Consider the following 18,813-nt stretch of genomic DNA (forward strand, 5'->3'; position numbering starts at 1 on the left):
TATTTTTAACTAATCCCGCAAAAATAAATAAAAAAGTCTAATTACAAATCAAATTTCGATTCGCTTAAGGATTGGATCGATATTTATATGTTCTTCAAAAAGTTGAACAGCCTTTTTTACCTTCCAGGGAGTACGTGTATTGATCTTAACTTCGATGCGGCTAATCTTGATTACGACTTCATAGGTGTCGATTTTTACCCGTATCACCGGAATCTTGTGTTTCTCAAAATATTCGATTTGTTCAGAGCTGTAATCCCCTTCACCTGTGATAATTATTCCTGAGAGAGGAGAATCGTCTGTTTCCATCAAACGTGTGGCTTTAGAAAGGCGTTTAAGGGCCTCATCAAGTCGGTGAATGCTAGCCACCAGCAATTGATTGTTGAAGCTTCTCAATTGGGTAAGATCAATCAGGGAGCCTGCAATGATATCTTTAACCCGATTATCCAGTTGATCATCATTGTACTCAACTTTTCCATTTACTGCTTTGCAAATGGTGCCCATGAGGGGCAAGCCTAATTCTTCCTCATAAGGCATAATGCCAAGCAGAGGAATATTTCTTTGGTCCAAAACCTTTCCAACATAATGTCTGACCTTTTCCGTTTTTTCGGGCAAGGCCTTATTTATGATCACGCCAAAAATGGGAATTTCTTTTTGAACAAATACAGAAAGATTGAGATCGAGCAGATCTATGGTGTTTCCGATTCCGGCTTCTACGACCATGATCACGCCTGCTTCCAGCATTTTAGCTGCTTTGGCATTTGACATTCCCACGACACTGCCTACTCCCGGATGACCAGTTCCTTCATACACTACTACATCGTGATTCGAACACAAAATTTTAGAGGCTTTTAGCAGGCGAGTTTCAAAATTGAATTGGCTAGGATCATCTATATATGCGGTAGTCGCACCTTTACCCAAAATAACCGGACTATGGATCTCAGGCACCAGATCAAAATTCATAGTGTCTGCAAAAAGGAAGGCATCTTTATCTGCGCGACTGGGACCGACATCTATAAATTTCTGTCCAACAGGTTTGCAATACCCAACATTTAAGCCTCTGCTTTTTAAGGCAGATACCAAACCGAGGGTGGAAGTAGTCTTTCCGACATGCTGGCTGGTAGCGGCTACGTAAATGGGTAGAGTGGGCATAATCTAAGGTTTGAAGTTTTAGACTCTAAGCTACTAATTATTTTCAAATGCCCGGAGCCAGATTCGGAAAGGATTGCAGGAAGTTTGCAGCTGTTTATAAGAGTTTTTTGTATAGACTGATAACTTTCTCAGCGATCTTTTCCCAACTCAACTCAGCTATAGCTGTTTGATTGGCATCCAATACTGATTGGTGGTATTCAGGATTATCTAGCAGTTCCAGGACCTGTTCGGCCATTAGGCCTGAGTCACCTGCCTGAAACTTGGGGGTTTCCAGGAAAATTTCAGAAATCCCGGATTGAAAAGGCACAATACAGGGAACTCCCATTTGAGTTGCTTCCAAAGCTACCAGGCCAAAGGGCTCAGAATCAGAAGGCATAACAAAAACATCTGTCATAGCCATTAGATCCAGGACCTGTGGTCGATCCATGAAGCCAGTAAAATGAAACTTGTCGCCGATGAGTGCTGAGGAGACCTGGTCCATAACTTTCGCCATCAGACTTCCTTTTCCGGCCATCACGAATCTCACGCTATCTTTTCTGGCCAGAATTTCCATAGCCATTTGAAAGAAATACTCAGGGCCTTTTTGACTTTCCAGCCTCCCAACAAAACTTACGAGTTTATCCTTGAAAGGCTTCTCTCTCCGGTAAGCTTTTATTTTTTCGATCGCATTGTGTACGACCCGAATCTTCCGTTTTTTAATGCCATATTCCTGACGTGCAATTTCTGCTGTATAATGACTTACTGTGAAAACCATATCAGCATCCTGCATGGCTTTTTGCTCCAGTTGAAAGACCCAGTTTTTACTCTCTGGTCCTCCTCTATCATATTCCAGAGAATGGATATGCAATACCAGGGGTTTGCCTGTTTGTTTATGAATTTCCAGGGCCGCTGGAAAAGTCATCCAGTCATGTGCATGGATTATATCAAATTCCAGGTCTTCCGCCAATCGAATACAAATCTCGCTATAGTCGATGATTTTACGAGGAAGATTTCTCCCATAAAGTTCGCGAAGTTCGAAGAAGCGGGCCGGCATTTTTTCCTCCTCTTCCAATACCATCACTTCCTGCTCAAAAGACTGATACCCAGATAAAGGAATATTTACATAGGAAAGCCGCAGATCCTGTAATTTTTCAACATATCGGCTATCCTCCGGATCCCAGAGTTCTTCCAGATCGATCTGATCCAATCCAATGATTTTGATTTTCTGTTCATCGGAATCAGCCTGGGAATTTGGGAGAATGAGTTGAACACTTGTCAACTCACTAAGTGCTTCAGCCAGCCCCATAGACGCGAGTCCCAGACCTCCATTTATCAATGGAGGATATTCCCAGCCGAGCATGAGTACAGATGGATTCATGAAGTTGCTTGCAGTGCCTGATCGTAGGCTTCTTCGTAGTAGGCTGTTAGATTTTTCCAATCAAACATTTCGGAGGCTTGCTCCAGTTTATATCTCTGCGAAATCCGATCTGTCCTTTGCATTTGTACAAAAGAAAAGAGCTGATCTGCTAATTGATTGGCAGCTTCGTCAAAACTTTTCCCTCTTCTATTGACCACATACATCCCTTCTCCTTCCGGATTTTTTACCTTATTCATCAGGTAGTCTCCAAAGCCTGCCAAATCACTGGTTACTGCCGGAACTCCCGCAGCCATACATTCTAAAGGTGTATATCCCCAGGGTTCATAATAACTCGGGAATATTCCCAAATGACATCCCTTTACAAAATCATCATAATCAATGCCCAGAGTAGGACTTAAAGAGGAAATGAAATCTGGATGATAGACCACCTTTACCTTATCATCCTTGTGATTGAGAAGATTGGAGGTGCGGAGGAAATTCAGGATATCATCTTTAGCATCATCATGAAGATTATGCGTAACAATCTTGGGTAAAGCATCCGTTTTCCAGCTCTGCAAATTACGACGCAGTTTTAATTTCAACTGGTCATCTATGAAAGCATTTACATCCGGGAAACGTTGATCTTCGGAAGAATATGCCTGAGCAAACAATCGTTCGCCAATCTGCTTCTGGATCAATTCGGTGGTATGCCGAATTTTCTCCATCGTGGCTTTGGATTGCAGGATTTCAGGATTGATGCTGCTGAAGGGACGTTTGGTAATGAAAAACATAACCACAGTGCGGTCGATATTGGCTGTTTTCATTCGCCAATTCAAACGCGCCAGGGCTTCCAGCGTCAGGTCATACCCTTTATTTTTGTATTCATACCTACCAGAGGTAAAGAAGTAGATGGTTTTATTCAGGTCAAAATAGTAGCTCTGAAAGAAATGGCCCATCACAAATTGATGGATTTCATCTTTATACTTCTGGTGGATATTTTGAAGTTCATGTTTGATAGCCCGTTTTCGAATGTTCAATCCATTCGGCAAGAGCACTTCTGGTTTTCTTCCAATCAAGGACTCACATTCCCGGGCGGTTACATCACTTACAGTAGAGAAAATATGAGCACCATGCGCTGCGGCTCTTTCAATCTTTACCCTCGTTTCTATATTGAAGTGTTTGCCTTCATCCTGCCAATTGTAAAATGGGAGGTTATCATAAAAATTCCCATCATTCATCGCCAGATATCGACCCAACATAGTAGCATGCGTCGTAAAAATGGTCGTAACGGGCAAATTATCTCTTCTGATCTCTGGAATAGCTGTGGCAGCCATCCACTCATGTATATGAGCCAGTATGCGGTGATCTCCGCTTACATCTTCCTGTACCAACTTGCTAAAAAACACCTTGACCATCCAACCAAAGGTCACGATTTGATTTACAAGATCATCATCCCCTGGCAAGCTGATATCATGATGCTCCCACAGGAGGTATTTGATCTCTGCCAGGCGATCATAAACAGAATATGGATTAAACAGAACCACATTGGGACGGCCATCTATCAGCCATTGTCCATAATGAACTTCCAGACCATCTTCCCGCATTTTAGCTACCGCACGTCCAAAGGGATCATCCGGAAGCTCCATGGCTTCGAAAATGGCGGATACATTTGGATGAACATAGGGTCCTAACAACAAATATCTGTCGCCCCAATTGTTGAGCATCGAGGGCGCTTTTGAACGAATAACCGTGTAAATACCACCTACCTGATTAGCAACTTCCCAGGCTGCCTCAACAAGTAATGCATTGGATTTAGGTTGGTAAACCTTTGGCGTATTCTTAGGATCCAGAAAATCCGGTTGGGGATTGTTGGTAGTCATAGCTAATATGGGAGTTTAAGCTGCAAGCGTATTGTTAGATGCAAAGTAAGAAAAATCACTTGGATAAAGGGAATTTTTCCAATCTATGTTAGATTAATTTATAAGTTCTGATTTTTTGTCAACCTCCCAAATCAGAACAGGCCCCTTTAATCCATTTACCTTAAGAGAAGAATCATATTGAAGGAAACGTTCATACCGATCATCTCCTTCCAGCGCTCTGCCTACCAAACGGTTTTTCAAACTGGAAATCAACCAGATTTCTATGGTATTGAATCCCGGACTGATTTGCTCACTAATATCCAGGCGAAAAGGAGGGATGATACAATCCCCGACCCATTCGGTATTTACTTTGACCTCCACCGCTCCATGAAGTTCTCCCAAATCCAGGATATACTGTTTATTGGCGAGGGTATCTCCTAATTGGAAAGAGGTTCGATAAAGTGCTTCTTCCGAGCAATATCTCAATCGCTCATTGCCCGCCCAATCAAAAAGAGTGGTATCGGAAAATTCCATTTGGGTTTTATTCCGGTTCTCATCTGCCAGCATAAAATCCCAGCGCTCAATATTTCGAGTACTAAGCGAGAGTTCTCCCAAAAGCGGGGCATCCAGTCTATTGAAACCAACTAATAAGGAGTCCTCTACTATTTCTTCTTTAGAAGAAAGGACAAAGGCGGTGCTTTGTGCATTCAGGAAAATGCGATGAATTCCCTGATTTCCAGCTTCCATTTTATGAATGCTCCCTCGCCAGGGATTGAAAATGTAGTTATGCTCATTTTCCAACTCAATCCTGAGTTCATAAAACCTATCTTTTGTAGCTTTATTTTTCAGAAAGATCATTTCGAAATTGCGGCTCTTTCTTTGAGTAGCTCGCAGGTTTTCGTAGGGTCGGGCGAAAGCAATCTTCTGATCAACAGGAAATCCAGAAAAATAATTTTGTATATCCTCTTTGCTATCCAGGCGAATGGCCTTAGGTAGCTGAATGAGGAGTCGATCCAATTCAGCTATGTGCTGATCATAATTCATATATCCCTTGATATCCTGAGGAGGATTATCCAGGAGGAGAATTCGAGCTCCGGAAGCGGAAAGTTTCTGGACATTGCGCAAACTCTCTATTTCAATCTCGGGCACATCAATCAGAATCAGCCTTTCATAATCATTCGTTCCAATCCGAATTTTTTTCCGATTGATTCTCGCCTTTTGCAAGGATTCATCATTTACCCATACCCAGTCCAATCCCAATTCATCCAGGGCTGTGATCAATCCTTTAACGTTTTCCAGCCATTTTGCTTCCTCATTATCTCCTTTAGCTAATCCGGGAGCTTGTAAATTGGGATATTCACTGCCTTCTTCAGCAGGAAATCCCAGGAAGGGATAATAAATCAATATGGGAGCATTGGTTTTGCCCTGTCTCAATAAATATTGACAACGTCTGACATAATCATTGAGCTGTTTTTGAAATTTCCAGAAGCTATTATCAGCACCCAGATGCTCTGAATTATGTTCTAAGGGATAATAGGTAGAAGAATAAGGCATCCAGGCCTCTTTTCCATATTTTGCATCGATCCGCTCATAGGGTGCTCCCTGAAAAACCAGGTGGTTGACCCCATTCAAAAAGAGATCATCAGCTGTATTTTTTATAGAGGAAGGACTAGTCGAGAAAGTTGCTCCCTGTGCATCCAGACAAAGAGAACTCACCCAGGGTCGCTCATATAATTCTGCTCCACTACTCACCATTTTGGTATAAAGAAGCCCATGGCCACTGTATCTCTGCCCTGCTTCTGGTAAACTGCTGTGTCCGGCAGCCTTTAGAATATCCAGGTCAAAACCATGAGGGACCATACGTGAAATCAATCCTCTTTCCTCCGCCCAGACCCTGCTGGAATCCAGATAATTTTGAATAAAGAAATCGGAAAGGCTCTTGTCATAGTCTTTGCGAATTCGTTCATCTGCATTACCCAAAATAAATTCAGGCCCTCGTTTAGCAGCCTGAAGATCCATCAGGTGATTGTCCTTCCCAGGATAAAAAAGGATGGGGAGATTTGGGGCTAATTCATATCCATTTTTTTCCTTAAAATAATCCTGAATCTCATCAGTGTACAGCCTTTCCGCTAAATACTCAAAAGGTGCCTGAGAGAATCCCCGCATCCCATTTGCATAAAAAGCAGGCAAGCCAGTTCTTTGGCCCAGGAGGAAATTATAGTTAGCCAGGACTTTGGAAGATTTGAAAGGATTCAGGACATAGCCTTTCTGATCCATGGCCAATTCCCAGGGGCTTTGTGCCACAGGCATTTTATATACTGCAATGATTTTCCAATAGCCTCCAGGAGCTTCCCAAATAATTTCATCTCCCTGTACAAAGTCACTAATATTCAGGATAGAATCAGGATCCAGGGCCACAAAGTCATCAAGATAGACTGCATATTCACTTCTTTCTTCCTGGATGGTTTTGGAAGCAAATACCTCTAGCAGCTCCAGATTGTTTTCTCTAAAAGTAGCCCACTGATCATTTTCTTCCTCAAAAAACAACTCTTCCCAGGCCATCCATTGATAAAAATAGGGCAATTCAGGCCTGGGCAGTTTAAGAGAGATTACCTTATTTCCCAATACGGTTGCCTCTCCAAAAATCAGGCTTTCCAGGCCTTCTTCCAGTCCTACATGCGGCCCTCCTACTGGAGAGATAGCTGAAATACTCAGGTCTACACTCATCCCCAATTGTTTGGCTTTTTCCAAACTGACTCCCAGGAGATCGAAATAGGCCTCTGAATTGAATTTATAAACCTGGGCCCAATGTTCCATATCCGGATCAAGGCCAACGGCCAGCGGTTGTATATCAACTCCCCCAAATCCTTTTTCATGGAAGCTTTCCAATTCCTGCACCAATTGTATAGAATCTACCCATGCACCCGGCCACCACCAGCGAAGAATAGGCCCGTTTTCCTGGGGAGGGTCGAAAAAAAGCTCCGCGTCAAAATTATTTCGAAATTTCAGGGGATTATTATTTACCCAGCTACTATCCGGACTAAAAGTTTCAGCATCGAACATGGAAAGCGGTAGCCGCTCCTGATAGGCTTTTCCTCGTAATTCGGTCCCTGTGGCGTGAGTCTTCCAGCGTGAGATACCTGTAAAAAGCAGGATCAAAGCTATTGCAAGAAGCATGTAGGGCAGTAGAAATAGATACTTTCTTATGTTCCTCTGCATACGCAAGGTTTGGCACAAATTACAAAAAGCCGAAAGATAATCCAGTCAGAAAAGAATTAATTCCCATAACATTAAACTTCCCTCTTTTTTTCAGCAAATTCATGAGTGGAAAAATAGAATTCTTTCTAATTTGCAAATTGATTCTAGACTATGAGTGCATTAAAAATAAATTCCTCAGTTACAGAGCGTTTCCTCCGTTACGTTCAGATTGACACCCAATCAGATCCACATTCAAAAACCGTTCCCTCTACAGCCAAACAAAAAGATCTTGCCCGGCTTTTGGTAGAAGAATTGAAAAGTATGGGGATAGCGGATGCGGAATTGGACCCAAATGGATATGTATATGCGACCATACCTGCCAATGGTAAAGCTGACACTCCTGTAATTTGTTATTGCTCTCATATGGATACTTCTCCAGATTGTAGTGGCAAAGATGTCAAGCCAATTATTCACAAGAATTACAATGGGCAGGATTTGGTCTTGCCGGATGATCATAGCATCATAATCAAAAAAGAAGACCATCCGGATTTGGCCAAACAGATTGGGAATGACATTATCACAGCCAGTGGTACGACATTGCTGGGAGCCGATAATAAATCAGGGGTTGCAGCCATCATGGATATGGCTCAGTACTTTATGGATTCGCCTGAGCATAAGCATGGAAAAATCCGCATTTTGTTTACGCCTGATGAAGAAATTGGGAGAGGCACTAATGAAGTTGATTTAGAGAGACTGGGAGCCGATTTTGGGTATACGGTAGATGGTGAAAGTTTGGGTTCTATGGAAGATGAAACCTTTTCAGCAGATGGGGTTGTCATTGAAATAGAAGGAGTAAGTGCCCATACGGGGTATGCAAAAGGGAAAATGGTAAATGCCCTCAAGGTGGCTGCAGACTTTTTAGCAGCTTTACCCAAAGATCACCTTTCGCCTGAAACTACAGAAGGCAGGGCTGGTTTTTTTCACCCATTACATATAGAAGGAATAGCCGAAAAAGTAAAAATAGAATTCCTGATACGGGACTTTAGGACGGAGGCTTTGATAGAGAAAGAAAACTACCTGAAAAAAATCCTCGACAAGACCCTGGAAATGTATCCCAACTCAAAAGCGAGCTTTCAGGTTCATGAGCAATACCGAAATATGAAAGAAGTCCTGGACCAACACCCCCAGGTAGTAGCTTTTGCAGAAGAGGCCATAAAACGTGCAGGCCTCAAGCTAAAGAAAGGAAGCATCCGCGGAGGAACCGATGGATCTCGTCTTTCATTTATGGGCCTCCCCTGCCCCAATATTTTTGCAGGAGAACATGCCTTTCATTCTAAAGAAGAATGGGTTTCTGTACAGGATATGCAAAAATCTGTAGAAACCTTGATCCATTTGGCCAGCATCTGGGAAGAGAAAGCCTAAACATTTTTTAAATAGAGATTGTTTTTTACTGTATCTTTTTGCTTTTTTATTTCGTTTAATAAAGCACACGGAACTATTTTCCTTGGCAAATATTTTGAAAACACAAATTTAGTTTCATTTCCTCCCGTTTATCATTCGTTCTTTCCTTAAAACTTAGAAACACAATTTTACCCCTACTGTTAAACTAGATCTTGCTCATTATGAATGCACAACTAGGGACTTATGCCCTGGACTCTATGTCGAGTCCTGAACAGGAAATGGTACGCCTCAAGAAACAAGCAGAGTTGCTCCCGAAAATTGAATTAAGGGCTTTGGTAGAGCATGGCTTGAAGAAAAATATGCAGGTATTAGACGCTGCATGCGGACCAGGTCTGACCGCTTGTATGATAGATGATTATCTGCATACAGGCTCTGTTACAGGAATCGATCTCAACCCAACCTTATTAAAAGAAGCCGAAAAACTCGCCTGGAAAAAGAGGAAACGGATCCGATTTGAATCGGCCAATGTTTACTTTTTACCTTACGAGAATCAATTTGATTACATCTATTGCAGGTTTCTTTTTCAACACCTGGAGTCGCCTGAAAAGGCGCTACAATCTCTTTGGAAAGCCCTCAAGCCCGGTGGTATCCTTCACATTCTTGATGTCAATGATGATTGGCTCTTCCTTGAGCCTGAAGTTCCTGCCTTTACTCAATTGAGTAGTCTGGCAGCTCAGCATCAGTCAAGAAAAGGAGGAAACCGATATATCGGAAAGGAATTGAGGAATATCATGGTCAAAGAGGGATTTGGGGACTTATTCACCAGTGTCATATCCGTTAGTTCTGATATGGTAGGAATGGAAACCTTCCTCAATATTACGACCAGTTTTAAAGCAGAAATTATTGATCCCGAAGCTGACCAGCCACATCCTCAGCAACTACTGAAGGAAATAAAAGAGGAGGTCGCCAAACGCGACACCTATGGCATGGTAGGTGTGTTCAATGTTTCAGCCAGAAAATCCTTGACCAGGAAATAGTAGAAAAAGGTAGCAGAAGACGCTCAAACGTATTTTCCCAATAAAGATCTATCACTTCAAGGAAATGAGTGTTGGAAAAGGACTGTATTGAATGAAGTCGAAGATCATAACTCGTTCAAAGATGTCGTCTATAATTTCAGTTCGACTTGCGAAAACACAATCGGAAATGGAGGTCGTGTACCAATTGACTCACGACACATTCGTAGAAAAAAGGCTTTGTGACGAACAGGAAGACCAAAGTCTGAAAAATAATCAGGAGCTCGACCAACATCCGGGTACCCAGGTATTTATTGCCCTGATCGACGGAGAGATTCGAGGAACCATTTCTTTAAGCCTCCACGATAAAATGGAAGAGGTTTATAATTATTCCTTTGTCTCTCAATTACTGGCCAGGAGTTATGACTCGGGTAGGCCCGCCTATTCAGGTTGGAGATTGGCTACAAAGGGGAGCCGGATTGAAAGGTATCTGCTGGCGGTCCGTTTGATCATGCATGGATATAAGGCCATTATTTCCGGAGGAAGTCATCAAGCCTATTTCAGTTTTCTCCCTTCTCAATTGAAGGTGTACAAAAAATTCTTTCCCGAAGGTCAAATCCTGGGACAGATTCGAAAACAAACACGCTTCATTGATGGCCAATTGGTATTGATGAAACACAGGGTTTCACAGTCGGGCTACAAACATTTAGAAAGTCTTTATTCCTCTTTAGCAAAAAAATACCGCTTTAAAGCCCGCTAGGCTGAGGCTAAAGATGATCCTCCTGTCCCCTTTTTCCGGGGAGCCACCTCTCCTAATGATTGCTTGGGGGAACAGGCTATTGATACCCATTGCAAAAAGAGAAACTAATGTTGCAGGAAGGCTTAGAGGAAAAGCAGACCCAACTCATAAGAAAAAAGGCAGGAGGTTTGTTCCGGGCTGAAAACAATTGCATATACCAGAGGTTTCACTAATGAAATCTTTATGCTATGTCTAATAATTCCCTTAAAGCATTTCTAGCTATCTGTGGCTTTATGCTCCTCTTTAGTTTAGGGCAAGCTCAAAACCCTGAACTCAGTGAGTTTAACCAAAAGAGATTAACGACAAGTAACCGGGCCATGTATGTGCTGGGCGGATGGGCTGTTGGGAATATCGCACTAGGAGGTATACAAAGGTCTCGGCTAAGTGGTGAGCAGAAGTATTTCCATGAAATGAATCTCTTTTGGAACCTGGTCAACCTGGGAATCGCAGGAGCTGCCCTTTATGGAAATGCTCAACTGGATCCTTCCTCATTAAGTCTATTTGAAAGCTTGCATGAGCAAGATAAATTAGAAAAAATTCTCTGGTTCAATGTCGCCTTGAATGGGAGTTATATCCTGGGAGGTGCATGGTTAAAAGAGCGATCCAAAAGCGCCACAAATAGACCTGAACGCCTCAAAGGATATGGAAATTCTCTTATGCTGCAAGGAGGCTTTTTGCTTGTGTATGATCTGGTTCATGTCCTTATCCAACAGTCCCAAAGCTCGGATAAAATTGAAGCTTTCCTCAGCCAGGTTCAGTTTAGCGGCACGGGAATATCTTTAAGATTTATTTTTTAGTTTTAGCCTGCAAGCTAACGCTTTAAATATGAAATACTATCTACACTTTTTCCTATTTCTTTTCCTCCTTTCCCATCTAAACTTTTCATATGCGCAGTCTGGGGTATGGGAAGAAGAAATTGCCCTTAGCGGTTCTCCGAATCCCCGGCATGAAGCGGGATTTGTTGAAGTAAATGCCAAGTTTTATCTCCTAGGCGGCAGAGGAATAAAAGCTGTCAACATCTACGATCCCGTCACAAAAAGCTGGACGAATGGACAAGCACCTCCCATAGAATTGCACCATTTTCAACCGATTGCCTATCAGGGAAAAATTTATGGCATCGGAGCTATGACCGGAGGCTATCCTACAGAAACGGCTATCCCCAATATTATCATATATGATCCTGTAGCAGATCAGTGGTCAACAGGGCCAAAGATTCCTGCAGCTCGAAGAAGAGGTGGCGCAGGTCTGGTCTTGCATAATGACAAGTTTTATCTGGTCTGCGGCATCATCAATGGGCACACAGACGGACATGTAAACTGGATGGATGTTTATGATCCTGCCACCGATAGCTGGCAAGTACTCTCAGATGCTCCACGCGCCAGAGATCATTTTCAGGCGTCGGTGATTGATGGGAAAATTTATGCGCTGGGGGGAAGACGCTCCACCGCCAGCGGAAATGTTTTTGCAAATACCATCGCTGAAGTAGATGTCTATGATATTGCCAGCAATTCCTGGACTACCCTCAACCAATCTTTGCCTACACTACGCGCAGGTTCGTACAATGCTGTTTTAGATAAAGAAATCCTCATACTTGGTGGGGAATCGCCTGATCAAAATCCGGCCCATTCAGAAGTTCAGGCACTCGATACTCGTACGGGCAATTGGCGGTCGATTGCAAACATGCTACAAGGGCGACACGGAACAGGTGCAGTTTGGTTTCAGGATACCCTTTTTACTGCTTCGGGCAGTGGAAATAGAGGGGGCGGGCCTGAATTAGCCACACAGGAAAAATTATACTTTGAACAGCATTCAACTTCTCTTTTTCCTCCAACCATCGTAAATCCATTTAAGGTTAAACCCAATCCAAGCCGGGATAAAGGTATTTATATAGTATATGACGGCCCTTTAAGGAATCTGGATGTGAGTCTTTATAGCTTATCGGGGAAACTGATTGTACAAAAAACAGGCGTGAATGATTTTCCCCTGGAATGGGATATCAGCGATTCATCTCTTCCTCCGGGATTATTTGTATTAAAAATTGGCAAAGGACCCAGAAGTTTTTCGCAGAAAATATTTCTAGAGAAATAAACTAGAAGCTGATACTTACAGCTCCATTGCTTCCGATAATACCCGGATCATAAATCTTGAAGCCGTATTTATCTCCGCGTGTATTGCCGGCTAATCGTACATTAAAATCAAGCCTTAGAGGTATAACTTTCAGGATTCTCTTTTCGATTCCCGCATTGAGTTCCAGATAGGCTTCTCTTCCTTCCTGTGCAAGGAGGTGTAATCCTACATATTCACTCAATTTCCATTTTCTTATGCCGGGAATTTTGTTGAAAATAAATCCTCCAAATGCATGCTCAAGGTGGGCTTCCAGGTAAGGGCGGCTTGATGAAAATTCATAGTAGGGCATTAGAAAAAACTCATCAAAACTTCCTTTCTGGACATATATTTCATTTCCCTGGTAGTGAAATAGATCAGGTAAAAAAACTCGATCATCTCTGAGGTATTTTCCGACACTCGCTCGTAAGGAAGTATTGCCAAATATTCCCAGATTTAGCTGCTGGGAAAGGGATAATTGAATTCTTTCAAAATCGGTATAGAAATCTTCTCTTGCCCAGGAGCGTGTATAAACAAATTCCACTAAAGGCCAGCCGGAACCCATATTTACTTTATCGTCCGGAAGACTCATATACTTATTGAAGGGCTTGAAACTCAGCTTAGCCTCTGTAATCAAAGCTTGATGAGAAGGAATCTGCAAATTGGGATCATATTCTCTATCCTTGAAGAATATAGAATAGTTGCTACTGTTTTGCAGGCTGCTTCTGTTTTCGTAGCGCCCATTTAAAGAGATAGTAAATCCATTGAACAATTCTCGATCGTAATAAGCTTCCAGAAATTCCTTTCTATATAACCTTACATAACTTCTTTTGAAGAAGGTAGCAAAGATGCTCCCCAAATTCATATTGATCTGATCCGGTCTACTAAATTGCTGGACAAAATTTCCTCCCATGATCCCAAAGCGCTCTGATCGTTTTTTGTTTCCTTCTACATCCAATGCAAGTCTAAATCCCAAGACCTTATTTCCAAAGCCATAGCGAAGCCGATATCCTAATATGGTTTTTTGATTATTTTCTCGTTCCCAAATTCTGTCTATCCCCTGCCCTATATAAGCACCTTCAATAGCATTGAAACCGGAGGTATTGCCAAGTCCACTAAATCTCCAGGCAGTCTTTTTCCGAAAATTCCTGATCGTCCCTCCAGATATCAAGGTCAGCATATTGAATTTTTGGGCGCGAGAAAGAGAGTCCAGGTATTCGGGTGAAGTTCTAACTTGCTCAACACTATCCTTAAATTGATAGTCCAGGCTTTCCATTTCGGACAGAGGCATAGGCCGAATACTGTCCCACCAGATTTTGTCTTTATATAAGGCCGTATCGGCAAAACTGATTTTTTCCAGATTAAACTTTTTCTTTTCTCCACTTTCCCCTACCCTATACTCACTCAATAAAGAAGTAAAGGTGCCGACTATCGGGAATTTGAGTATTTGAAAATTAAAACTGAAGGCCATATGCGTGCGTGTACTCAGAGGAAGCCATGCATTTTCTATTCTTCGATATTCCTGTCTGATTCGAAGGGTATCAACCACCTGTATAGCTTGTTCTTTGGAAACAAACATATCCAGTTTCTGGACCGCATAGGAACTGTCCGCGATATAGATCAATCCCTGAAAAACAGGATCATGCATACGCTTCGGAATGATGAGAATTTTGTATGCAATTTGTCCCTCAGCCTTGATCTGTCCCAGCAATTTGAATTTATAGTAAAAAAAAGCATTATCTGAAATGGGGGAAATAATCCCTCTTTCGGCTATCCCTCCTTTAAATGCACGGTTTTCATAGACATCGAATCGATTAAAGGTATTTCCCAGCGGACTGAATTGCTCTGAGGCGCCACTTATTCGGGTACTTTCAATTTCCTCCCTTACCTTGTTCGGGGCCTTTATATACATGTGGGAAATATTCTCTGAGAGGAATAGAATATTGGAGGGCAATTCATCCTGCAAACTAAAAGAGTCCACCTCTGCGTTTCCTTTGCTCTGATTCTCAATAAAGCTCTTCATCATACTATCCAGATCAAAACCTTCCGGAAATCCAATTTGAGCTTTGGTATAAGCTTCATAATCATAGGTAGGAAATGGAACCGCATTCTGCTTTTTATTATCAATGGCCTGCTGGATAATTGCATAGGCAGGATCTCTCCCATCAGAACTGATAATTACCTGATCCAATACAACCACTTCTTCTTTCATCTGAAAATTTCTCTCAGTGTTTGAAGTAAGCATGATTTCTTCCTCTATACTCTCATAACCCAAATGTGATATTTTGATCTTATGATTTCCAGCAGGAAGGATTAGACTAAATCGACCTTTTTGACTGAGGGTCCCATAGCGTGTTTCATCTACAGAAATACTGGCATAATCAAGTTTTTTACCTGTTATTTTATCTGAAATGATTCCTGAAAAACGGTAGGTATTTTGCGCCTGAGAAGGGAGGTAGATTGATAGAATAAGGATCAGGCAGAAAAAATGATGAAAGAATTTACCAGATTTTGTAGCTACAGTCATGAATGCTTGAGTGTGTAGATTTCCAAAACTTCCTTTTTTCGCCCTCAATACCAATAATTTAGGAGTAGTGTTTAAAATGTGCGTACGCAAGTTAAATATTTTGTAGTAAGACGAATAGATAAATTGAAATGGTTGCATTTCCCCTCCTTCGTAATTTTGAAAACATGAAATAAAGCTTCCAGAAAGCAATCTGACAACTGACACCTTTATTTTGCAGATTCGATCAAAGAGGAAGAAATAGATTAACTACTCATTTTATTTTTGTGCTGAATCTATCTAAGCCTAGCAAGAATTATCATGAATGAACTTTTTTCACGATTTAGGGAAAAGTGTAATAAGGACCTTCTGATCCTGGCTATACTGAGCGGGACTTTTGCGCTACTTATTTTTTGTATGGATCCTGGCTCAGTTAAAAAGTTAGCGCTAAGCTTTCCCTGGATCATCAATTTGATTCTGAGTATATCCCACTATTATCGACCAATTCCTGATAAGCATATACGCTCAATTAACGTATATACCTGGATTTGCTTTGTCATTTCCATCAGTTTTTACCCGGAGCCATATTTATCAATCATCTGGTCTATTTTTGTCAGCCTCTCTCTCTTTCTGATAGATTCAAAGAAACTAAGGAAAATAACTGCTATTCTCTTTCTTCCTTTAGCTCTCTACAATTTATTGTATTTCGTTTTTTATGATCCAAGTCAACATATTATTGGTAAAGGCCCTCGTGAGATAATTACCTTATTATATGGCATAGCTCTCCTCTCCTATTTTTCCTGGAAGTTTTTCAAAGAGGTTTTTCACATCCTTCAGGAAAGAGAGGCGCAATTCAAATTATTCAGAAGCATCCTTGACAATATCCCCGCCGATATTGTAGCTATGAATAAAGACAAGCAACATTTATTTGTAAACAAAACTGCAGTAAAAAGTCCGGAAGTTCGGGAATTCATGCTGGGAAAAACGGTATTTGAATATTGTGAAGAACGGAATAAGCCTATTGAATTAGCAATTGAACGAGACGCATCTTTGAATCATGTGCTGGAGAGTGGAGAAGATATTGAATGGGAAGAAGATTTTAATACCCCTCGCGGAGAGATCTCTTATATAAGGAGGATTAGTCCGGTAAAAGATGAAAAAGAGGATATTGAGTTATTGATCGCTTATGGTTTCGAAATTACAGAGCGGAAGAAAGCGGAAGCCAGGCTTAAAAAAAGTGAAGAGGTTCAATCAGCTATCAATTACTTTGCGAAATCTCTCTTTGGACAAAATACAGAGGAAGACATAGTTTGGGATATAGCTGAAAACTGTATCCATTATCTGGGTTTTGAAGATTGCGTCATTTACCTCCTGGATGAAAAGAAAGAATTCCTCTTACAAAAAGCGGCTTATGGGGCTAAAGGAAAAGCTGGTAGACAAATTCTCAATGAAATGAAAATCCCTTTGGGAAAGGGAATTGTTGGCTCTGTAGCTCAAAAGGGGAAAGCCGAAATCGTTGTTGATACTTCTGAAGATAAAAGATATATCCTGGATGATGAATTAAGGTTGTCTGAAATAGCTGTTCCCATTATTGGACCAGAGGGAGTCTTGGGAGTTATCGATTCAGAACATTCTTCCCGGGGATTTTATAGCCAGGGGCATTTGGAAATTCTGGAAGTGATCGCTTCCCTTTGTGCAAATAAACTCATAAAAGCTCGAGCAGACAGATTATTGCTGGAATCTAAGGAGAAAGCAGTAGAAGCCACCCGTGCAAAGTCTACCTTCCTCTCTACGATGAGTCATGAGATTAGAACCCCTATGAATGCAGTAATAGGGATTTCTCATTTGCTCCTGGAAGATCAACCCAAAGCGAGTCAAATTCCAAGCCTTAAGGCCCTGGAGTTTTCCTCCCGCCACCTACTTTCCCTTATCAATGATATTCTCGATTACTCTAAAATCGAGGCAGGAAAGCTCAGTTTTGAAAAGGAGTCATTTGATCTCAATGATTTGATGAGCAATGTTCACAAAACTTTTTCATTTAAAGCAAAAGATAAAGGAATAGAGTTAAGCAATAGTACTCCCTTAGTAGCAAATTATAAAATCAAGGGAGATTGGGTGCGTTTGAATCAGATTCTTTCCAATCTGGTAGGCAATGCATTAAAGTTTACGGACCAGGGTAAAGTTGATTTCGGCTTTGAAATAGAAAAAGCGACTGGAAATCAAACAGCATTAATCTTTTATGTTGCCGATACGGGTATTGGAATTCCTGCAGATAAGCTTGAAAACATCTTTGAACAATTTACCCAGGCATCCAGCCAAACTACCCGAGAATACGGAGGTACAGGTTTAGGTCTTGCTATTTGTAAAAAGCTAGTTGAATTACAAGGGGGAGAAATTGGGGTAGAAAGCGAGTCGGGAAAAGGAACCCGTTTTTGGTTTCGTTTATCATTTGAACAGGGAGGAAAACTGGATCAGCTAAAAAGAGGTCCTGGTGTTTTCAGTTGGAGTAAAGGTTCTCTCAAAGGTATGAAAGTACTACTGGTTGAAGACAATCGAGTGAATGTGATGGTTGGGAAAAAATATCTAAAGAAATGGGACATTGAAGCTGATGTTGCTGAAAATGGACAAATTGCCCTGGAAATGGTTTCAACAAACAGTTATGATTTAATCCTGATGGATCTCAATATGCCAGTCATGGATGGATTAACAGCAACTGAATATATTCGCAAAAAGGAAGGTAATTATTTTAATCAACTGCCAATCATCGCGCTTACAGCGGATGTTTCAGAGAATGTAAAAGAGAAAATCCTACAATCTGGTATGAATGATTACCTTACCAAACCCTTTGATCCAGAAGATTTATTTAAATCTCTTAGCGCCTATTACCCAGGAATTATAGACAATAGAATCTCGATATAATAAAAACCCACTTCAGCTCTGTACCGAAGTGGGTTTTTATCTTTATCAGATACGGTCCAACTAAGGGGTATCTGTATCTTTCTTTCTTTTCCTTCTGGGAGGTCTTTCTCCATCTTTTCTTCCATCCCTTCTTTTTTCTCGCATCTCCTTTCTATAAGCTTCGTATTTGTCCCACTGTTCAAGGGTCAGAATTCCTTTAATTTGCTCATCAGCACTTGCCTGAAGCTTCATCATTTCTTCACGCATGGCTTCTCTATCTCCATCTGCCGATTCAAATACTTCCCTTCTTTTGCTACGCATGTCTTCCTGAATTGCTTTCATTTCTTCTATCTGATCCTCACTTAAGCTAAGCTTTACTTTGAGGGAGTCTATGTTTTGCTCCATTCCCCTACGCCCACGTCCGCCCGGACCTTGAGCCCACATATCTGTTCCCAGAGAAATCAATACGCCTAATAGCAGGTATTTTAAAAGTTTCATAATAATTAATTAAATGCTGTGGATGTTGTCTTTTCTTACAGAATGCCAAAGGTCTT

Annotated in this window: 12 protein-coding genes; 6 read left to right on the top strand and 6 right to left on the bottom strand. The window is 41.4% G+C overall.

The window, feature by feature from the left end; all coding sequences use genetic code 11:
• Nucleotides 1-48: 48 nt before the first annotated feature.
• The 4 genes from R8P61_13855 to R8P61_13870 all read right to left on the bottom strand — a co-directional run bounded on the left by R8P61_13855 (nt 49) and on the right by R8P61_13870 (nt 7,563).
• Nucleotides 49-1,149, bottom strand: coding sequence for an AAA family ATPase (locus R8P61_13855; GenBank protein MDW3648147.1), 1,101 nt, complete (start codon nt 1,147-1,149; stop codon nt 49-51).
• Nucleotides 1,150-1,243: 94 nt separating this feature from the next.
• Complete coding sequence (locus tag R8P61_13860; GenBank protein MDW3648148.1) at nt 1,244-2,506, bottom strand: glycosyltransferase family 4 protein; 1,263 nt, start codon at nt 2,504-2,506, stop codon at nt 1,244-1,246.
• Nucleotides 2,503-4,365 (bottom strand): glycosyltransferase, encoded by a 1,863-nt coding sequence (locus R8P61_13865; protein MDW3648149.1) that lies wholly within the window; start codon nt 4,363-4,365, stop codon nt 2,503-2,505. Before R8P61_13865 ends, R8P61_13860 begins: the two co-directional genes overlap by 4 nt.
• Before the next feature lie 93 nt (nt 4,366-4,458).
• Nucleotides 4,459-7,563, bottom strand: a complete 3,105-nt coding sequence (locus R8P61_13870) for a glycosyl hydrolase (protein MDW3648150.1) — start codon at nt 7,561-7,563, stop codon at nt 4,459-4,461.
• 150 nt (nt 7,564-7,713) lie between these two features.
• On the opposite strand from R8P61_13870, the gene pepT reads away from it, so the two are divergent.
• From pepT to R8P61_13895, 5 genes are all read left to right on the top strand, one after another.
• Nucleotides 7,714-8,964 (top strand): peptidase T, encoded by a 1,251-nt coding sequence (gene pepT / locus R8P61_13875; protein MDW3648151.1) that lies wholly within the window; start codon nt 7,714-7,716, stop codon nt 8,962-8,964.
• 200 nt (nt 8,965-9,164) lie between these two features.
• A complete protein-coding gene (locus R8P61_13880) occupies nt 9,165-9,980 on the top strand; it encodes a class I SAM-dependent methyltransferase (protein MDW3648152.1) in 816 nt (271 codons plus the stop codon).
• 121 nt (nt 9,981-10,101) lie between these two features.
• Entirely contained in the window at nt 10,102-10,716 is a 615-nt protein-coding gene (locus tag R8P61_13885; protein MDW3648153.1) for a hypothetical protein, read from the top strand.
• Between the two features lie 227 nt (nt 10,717-10,943).
• A complete protein-coding gene (locus R8P61_13890; protein MDW3648154.1) occupies nt 10,944-11,552 on the top strand; it encodes a hypothetical protein in 609 nt (202 codons plus the stop codon).
• Nucleotides 11,553-11,580: 28 nt separating this feature from the next.
• Complete coding sequence (locus tag R8P61_13895; GenBank protein ID MDW3648155.1) at nt 11,581-12,843, top strand: kelch repeat-containing protein; 1,263 nt, start codon at nt 11,581-11,583, stop codon at nt 12,841-12,843.
• A gap of 1 nt (nt 12,844) precedes the next feature.
• On the opposite strand, the gene R8P61_13900 is transcribed toward R8P61_13895, so the two are convergent.
• Entirely contained in the window at nt 12,845-15,475 is a 2,631-nt protein-coding gene (locus R8P61_13900; GenBank protein ID MDW3648156.1) for a DUF5686 and carboxypeptidase regulatory-like domain-containing protein, read from the bottom strand.
• Nucleotides 15,476-15,682: 207 nt separating this feature from the next.
• Between R8P61_13900 and R8P61_13905 the strand changes: the two genes are divergently transcribed.
• Nucleotides 15,683-18,280, top strand: coding sequence for an ATP-binding protein (locus tag R8P61_13905; GenBank protein ID MDW3648157.1), 2,598 nt, complete (start codon nt 15,683-15,685; stop codon nt 18,278-18,280).
• Between the two features lie 60 nt (nt 18,281-18,340).
• Here the strand turns inward: R8P61_13905 and R8P61_13910 are convergent, their stop codons facing one another.
• Nucleotides 18,341-18,757, bottom strand: a complete 417-nt coding sequence (locus R8P61_13910; GenBank protein MDW3648158.1) for a hypothetical protein — start codon at nt 18,755-18,757, stop codon at nt 18,341-18,343.
• Between the last annotated feature and the right edge of the window lie 56 nt (nt 18,758-18,813).

This window comes from Bacteroidia bacterium (assembly GCA_033391075.1).
Classification (GTDB): Bacteria; Bacteroidota; Bacteroidia; order J057; family J057; genus JAWPMV01.